This window comes from Moorena sp. SIO3H5 (genome assembly GCF_010692395.1).
In the GTDB taxonomy this organism is placed as follows: domain Bacteria; phylum Cyanobacteriota; class Cyanobacteriia; order Cyanobacteriales; family Coleofasciculaceae; genus Moorena.
This window is the reverse complement of record NZ_JAAHHS010000445.1, coordinates 1-6,056: the sequence shown is the minus strand read 5'-3', so window position 1 is coordinate 6,056 and position 6,056 is coordinate 1. Positions and strand designations below refer to the sequence as shown.

The following is a 6,056-nucleotide window of genomic DNA, read 5'->3' as shown; positions in this document are numbered from 1 at the left end:
CAAGATCTCAATGACAGTTGCCGCTCCTACACGACGCTCTTCCGATCTGTCGATAGTAGTACGAATTTGGGAGGGATGCTCTGATGGTAATTGGTTGGCAACCAAGAATAAAAAGTGTGGCGCGGCAATTATTCCTTGCTGTCGAGGTAGTAGGGAAATGGCTTCGGAATAGGCTTGGTCTGCTTGAGTAGCGGTGATATAGCCATCTTCTACCATGCGCTTGAGCACATAGATTTGCCGCCGTTTGGCAGCATCCCAGTAATAATAAGGATTGAGATAATTAGGATTATTGGGTAGACCAGCTAATAGGCTGGCTTGAGCAACATTGAGTTCACTGGCGGGCATGCCAAAATAAATCCGAGCAGCAGCTTCTAAGCCATAGATATTGCCACCCATAGGGAGTCGGTTGATATAGGCTGCCAAGATTTCATCTTTACTCATCCCTGCTGCTAATCGCCAGGATAACCAAATTTCTTGTAATTTGGCAGGTAGAGTGCGGGGGTTGGGTTCGAGCATCCGTGCCAGTTGCATGGTGATGGTGGAGGCACCACTGACAATGCGTTTCGCCTCAATGGCTTGAATTAGCGATCGCATAATTGCCCGCATCTCTAATGCCCCATGGTGATAAAACTCTCCATCTTCTGCGGCGAGAATAGCATGGATAAAGTGCGGGGAAATTTGATCGAGAGGAACAACCGCAGTATGGTCTTGGTCTCGACTGAGGATTGTGCCTAGGGATAAACCATTGCGGTCACGAAATTCTACCGCTAGGTCATCCTGAACTAAATCTTTAGCACGAATGGGAGCGAGATAGGGAAGCGTACGCACGGTGATGCCAAGCAGCGCCAAGCCAAGGAATAGTTTTACAGCGCGGCGATGTTTGGGATTCAGCCTCAACCACATTTTCTGTTTGATGATGTTAATGGAATTTCTCATCAGGGCAACAATTTTGTGTAGCTCATTACTATGAGAACCGTTATAACCCAATGGTTAGAGGAATGCTGAGTTAGAAGTCTGAGGTGATTAGAGTTTTGAGCCAATGGTTAAATAAAACAAACCATCGGAACAATTTTGCTGTATTTTTGAAGAACTGTTAAGAAAACGTTGAATTAAACATGGATTTAAGAGTACAATTGGCGGAATCCTTGGATGAGACAACCTGGGACTTACTGATTCCTCATGTGAAACGAGATGCAGTACTGGTGGTGAATGAGGGACTGGATTTGTTGGATGTTGGGGTAGCGATCGCAAACGATGATGTGCTATCTGTCCAACATTGGATCAGTGAGCAGCTAATGCACAAGCCTTTACTTGACCAACTTTCTCATTGGAACAGCAACCAGAATAAGCGGTTTCAGGCTCTGATTGTACAACCCTACGTACTGGTGCAAGAACTCTTAACGGACTTCACTTGATTAACCTTTTCGAGGCTTGGCCTAATTCAGCCCCTGTCTGACCTGTCATCAACCAAAACAAAGCCCTAGCCCCATCTCGCAAAGCTTTATCAAGGGGTTCAGTAGACTTTTCGGAAGGAACAGGTAAGGGCTTGAGAACAATTCCTCTACTGCCAAGAACGATATCACCAATCAAGCGAGCACGGCGCATATGATAGTCAGAAGTAATCAAATAGACACTATCGATGTCCTGAGCTTCTAACTGATCCACTAAGGTAGTAAAGTTAGTGACCGTATCCACCGCTTTGTAGTCTAGGTGGAGGCGACTAAGGTCAATTCCTTCCCGAGTAAATAACCGTTTAGCATATCCCTTCGGGCTGCCAGAAGATACCCAAATGTCGAGGTCTGGGTGCTTGACGGCAAATTTTGCAGCAAATCTCTCCCGGGATTCAGATCCCCCTAAAACTAAGGCAACTTTTGGTTGCACTAAATAGCTTTCAATCCTTTTGTAACCAAACATCAGAGTTAGTGTTAAAACGAGTGTCACCCATGGTATTAATTTAGTTTTATAGTTAGGGCCTGATGAGTGGGAGTGAATCCTGAAAATCATAACTCGAATAGATGTCGAATAGATAGATGGCGTTGTTTAACTTAAAGCGCAAGGAAAGCAGCTTTCTTTAGGGATTAGTCATTACTTGCTAGTTGTTCATTGCTGCTTGTTAATTGCTAATTGTTGATTGTTAATTTTTAATTACTACTTGTTAATTGCTACTTGTTAATTGTTAATCGTTAATCAACAAAAAATCAAAAATTGAGAAAGATTTACCAATCAAGCTTAGTCTTGATCCTTGACAGGAAAAACTGATGAAGGAATTGTCAACGCTAGCTGATAGAGTTCACGTCGGGGGAGTTGAGTTAGCTTAGCTAACTGACGACTCGCTTGGGATCGCGATACTCCCTGAGCCATAATCTCTGTCAATTGAGCTTCTAGTTCAGCTTTTGATAACATAGGCTTTTGTTGGGAAGCTCCACCAATGATTAGGGTAAACTCTCCCTTTGGTTCTAGGTGAGTAAAATGAGCGATCGCATCTCCAATAGTTCCCCGCCAAAACTCCTCATGGAGTTTGGTTAATTCCCTAGCCAATACAATTCTACGATTTTCTCCCAAACAGTTTGCTAAATCTCGCAACGTATTAAGCACGCGGTGAGGCCCTTCATACAAAATCAACGTTCTTGGTTCCTCCTTGAGAGAGTCTAAACGTTTTTTTCGACTTTGACCCTTGGTGGGTAAAAAGCCTTCAAACACAAATCGGTCTGTCGGTAATCCCGCAGCACTTAATGCCGTAATTCCAGCAGTAGCACCTGGTATTGGCACTACCGATATCCCCTCCTCAATAACAGCCTTCACCAATTTATAGCCAGGATCAGAAATGGCTGGCATCCCAGCATCTGTCACCAACGCAATGGTATTTCCTTGACCCAGGCGATTCAACAACTCGGGTAAACGCTGGTCGTGATTGTGTTCGTGGTAACTCACTTGTGGCGTTTTAATTTGAAAATGGTGCAATAGCTTCCCGGTATGGCGCGTATCCTCCGCAGCAATCAAATCCACGGATTGCAGAATTTCCACTGCCCGAAACGTCATATCCTGCAAATTACCAATTGGTGTTCCCACCACATAAAGCATTCCCACTTGTCTTCTTCGTGTATCCTTACGTCTTTGCGGTTAATCAACAAATCACCGGTTCCTACCCCAACAGATGAAACAAGTCAGCCAGAATGGTATTGGAGAACAAAAACCCTTCCGGGTCAGTTAATCTCAACCGTCCTGCCACTGGTAACCTCTGACCATCCGATAAATTAACCCTTTCGCCATTATCTCCCACAACCTCTACCCAGTTACAACCGTAGTATTGCAGCAAACCCGTCCAAATCTGTTCCAGAATTTTTTCCCCAAACCTCTCAGCTAGCATAGACAGACTCAACCCCTCTGCCAAGCGTAGACCTAGCATTAGGGTTTCTAACAACACATCTTCTGAATTCGTGGGTGAGCCATCGGAAACCCCACCCGCTTCTACCAACTGTTCCACCCAAGCATAATACTCCCGCCTAGTCCGTGGTCTAGTGAACCGACACCCTTGAGTATAGCTAGCCGCACCCATGCCAAAACCGTAATAAGGGCGGTTTTCCCAATACACCCGATTGTGACGGCATTGATGACCAGGCAAGGCATAGTTAGAAATTTCATAATGTTCGTACCCCACGCTAGTAAACACCTGCTGTGCTAAGCGGTACATCACGGCAGTGGTTTCATCCGTCGGTAACGGCTTAGTTCCAGAGGTGTACTGGCGGCCAAAGGCAGTGACAGGCTCAAGCACTAGGTCATAGCTGGAAATGTGGGTAGGGGCAATCTTGACCGTTATTTCCAGAGACTCCTGCCATTGTTCTAAGGTTTGATCCGGTAGACCAGAGATTAAATCAAGACTAAATTCGGGAACCTCTACTTGATGGATCAGTTCGATAGCAGTGACGATATCTTTAGAGTCATGGGTACGGCCACAATTGCTCAGTAATTTATCTTGAAATGCCTGAACCCCTAAGCTGACTCGATTGACCCCCAAATCTCGGTATCCGGTTAACTGATCTTTGGTGAAGGTTCCTGGATCCATCTCCATGGAAATCTCTGCATCAGCCGCAATTCCAAAGCGCCTGTCTAAGGTATCTAGGATTTTTGCTAGTTGTTCAACTGTCAGCAGGGAGGGGGTTCCACCCCCAAAGAAAACCGTGTCTAAACTCCTTGTGGTGGCTGGAGTGATATTAATTTCCTGACATAACACCTCGACATACTGGTCAATCATGCTATAGGTACCCTCTGTGGCCTTATCCCCTACGACAGATACTGGAAAATCACAGTAATAGCATCGGCGTCGGCAAAAGGGAATATGAACATAGGCGGCACTGACTCTTAAAGAATCGCAAACTTTCTCATAATTTCTCATAATTATGTAACAAATTGACCACTGGCTTGTTATGGCAATAATGGTAATACTTTAATCAGGTAAGCCAATCCGACTCCTGGGATGAACAGTTATTAATTAAATAAATTTTTTATTAGTTTTATGATCATCTTTTGGCTCACCTCAATCTTCTCCGGAGCGAGATTCACCCCTTTAGAAGAGTCAACAGTAGGAACCCTGTAACTCCCTTGAACAGATAACTCCAGCCCATAAAATTGCCCAAGCTATCCCTCGGTTAGCCTAGGCAATTCAACGGTTTACAGAAGCTAAGTCGTATCAGAGAATACAGGGATGTAAACGATATACTAAATATAGTTGTTGACTATCAGGTTGACGACAGTTTATGCAATCGTTTAAAAAGTTTTCCTAAAAAAGCAACTACAAAACCAATTGGAAAGGAAGAATGCTTGACTTCGTCATTATACTTTTATTTATCATAGCAGCAGCAAGCATAGGCTTCGATAGTGTAGAATTGCTACCCGGTCATGTACAAGATCAAGTCAGCAATTTGACCGCTTTACGCTCGACTACTGCATGCTTTGGTGCCATTATCGGACTAGCACTAGGGTTAATGGCCCAAGTAACTTACCGTCGGGTAGAAGCCCAAGTGCGAAAAATGCCGATTGAGGTAATTTTGACCAGGGCTATTGGTCTGATCCTGGGACTGCTGTTAGCTAATTTGATGCTAGCGCCAATTTTCTTACTGCCCATCCCTTCGGAATTTTCCTTCATCAAACCCCTGACTGCCATTTTAGGAAGTGTGATGTTTTCCTTCTTGGGCATTAGTCTAGCTGATACCCATGGTCGCACGTTCTTGCAGCTGATCAATCCTAATAGCCTTGAATCAGTTTTAGTGGCAGAAGGCACTCTCAAACCAGCCTCAAGTAAAGTTCTAGATACTAGCTGTATCATTGATGGTCGGATCGAAGCACTGCTTGAGACGGGTTTTATCGAAGGTCAAATTCTGGTTTCCCAGTTTGTCTTACTAGAATTGCAGCAACTTGCCGATGCTGCCAATGATCAAAAGCGAACTCGGGGACGGCGGGGGCTAGATATCCTAAATCGGATGCAAGCTGTTTACCCAGAACGCTTGGTGATCCATTCCGCTGATTACGATGACCTACAAACTGTAGATACCAAATTGGTACGTTTTGCCCAGGAAATTAATGGCACTCTTTTAACCAATGATTACAACTTGAGTAAAGTGGCTAAGCTCCAAAAGGTGCCAGTGTTGAATGTCAATGATTTAGCCCAAGCCGTGCGTCCTCTGTATCTACCAGGTGACATCCTAGAACTGAAAATCCTTAAGGGGGGTAAAGAACCTACCCAAGGAGTTGGTTATCTCGATGATGGCACAATGGTAGTGGTAGAAGAAGGGTATAAACACATGGGTGTTGAACTGCCAGTTATTGTTACCTCAGCGTTGCAGACCTCAGCAGGTAGGATGATTTTTGCTCGACCTCAAGCTTCGGTGACGGTTTGATATTGGTGTTTTATAGGTTGGCAGGTTGCAGGTTGGCAGGTTGTTCGCGTAGCGTGGCCGAAAGGCCAAGGTTGCAGGTTGTTCGCGTAGCGTGGCCGAAAGGCCAAGGTTGCAGGTTGGCAGGTTGTTCGCGTAGCGTGGCCGAAAGGCCAAGGTTGCAAG

General features: G+C 44.9%; 7 protein-coding genes. 2 read left to right on the top strand and 5 right to left on the bottom strand.

The window, feature by feature from the left end:
- On the bottom strand, positions 1-903 hold a 903-nt coding region (locus F6K52_RS30795; RefSeq protein WP_293087899.1), incomplete at its 3' end, for a transglycosylase domain-containing protein.
- A gap of 212 nt (positions 904-1,115) precedes the next feature.
- Here F6K52_RS30795 and F6K52_RS30790 point away from each other — a divergent pair.
- On the top strand, positions 1,116-1,415 hold the full coding sequence (locus F6K52_RS30790; RefSeq protein ID WP_293087895.1) for a DUF2288 domain-containing protein: 300 nt from the start codon (positions 1,116-1,118) through the stop codon (positions 1,413-1,415).
- Here the strand turns inward: F6K52_RS30790 and F6K52_RS30785 are convergent.
- From F6K52_RS30785 to hemW, 3 genes are all read right to left on the bottom strand, one after another.
- Entirely contained in the window at positions 1,408-2,004 is a 597-nt protein-coding gene (locus F6K52_RS30785; RefSeq protein WP_293087893.1) for a YdcF family protein, read from the bottom strand. The two genes, F6K52_RS30790 and F6K52_RS30785, sit on opposite strands and share 8 nt — an antisense overlap.
- A gap of 225 nt (positions 2,005-2,229) precedes the next feature.
- Positions 2,230-3,081: a 16S rRNA (cytidine(1402)-2'-O)-methyltransferase gene (gene rsmI / locus F6K52_RS30780; protein WP_293087897.1), complete on the bottom strand. Its 852-nt coding sequence runs from the start codon at positions 3,079-3,081 to the stop codon at positions 2,230-2,232.
- Positions 3,082-3,142: 61 nt separating this feature from the next.
- Positions 3,143-4,393: a radical SAM family heme chaperone HemW gene (gene hemW, locus F6K52_RS30775; protein ID WP_293087891.1), complete on the bottom strand. Its 1,251-nt coding sequence runs from the start codon at positions 4,391-4,393 to the stop codon at positions 3,143-3,145.
- A 421-nt stretch (positions 4,394-4,814) separates the two neighbouring features.
- On the opposite strand from hemW, the gene F6K52_RS30770 reads away from it, so the two are divergent.
- Positions 4,815-5,894, top strand: a complete 1,080-nt coding sequence (locus tag F6K52_RS30770; RefSeq protein WP_075904118.1) for a PIN/TRAM domain-containing protein — start codon at positions 4,815-4,817, stop codon at positions 5,892-5,894.
- Here F6K52_RS30770 and F6K52_RS30765 read toward each other — a convergent pair.
- Positions 5,873-6,056, bottom strand: a 184-nt coding sequence (locus F6K52_RS30765; RefSeq protein ID WP_293087889.1) for a hypothetical protein, incomplete at its 5' end; no start/stop codon positions are given. The two genes, F6K52_RS30770 and F6K52_RS30765, sit on opposite strands and share 22 nt — an antisense overlap.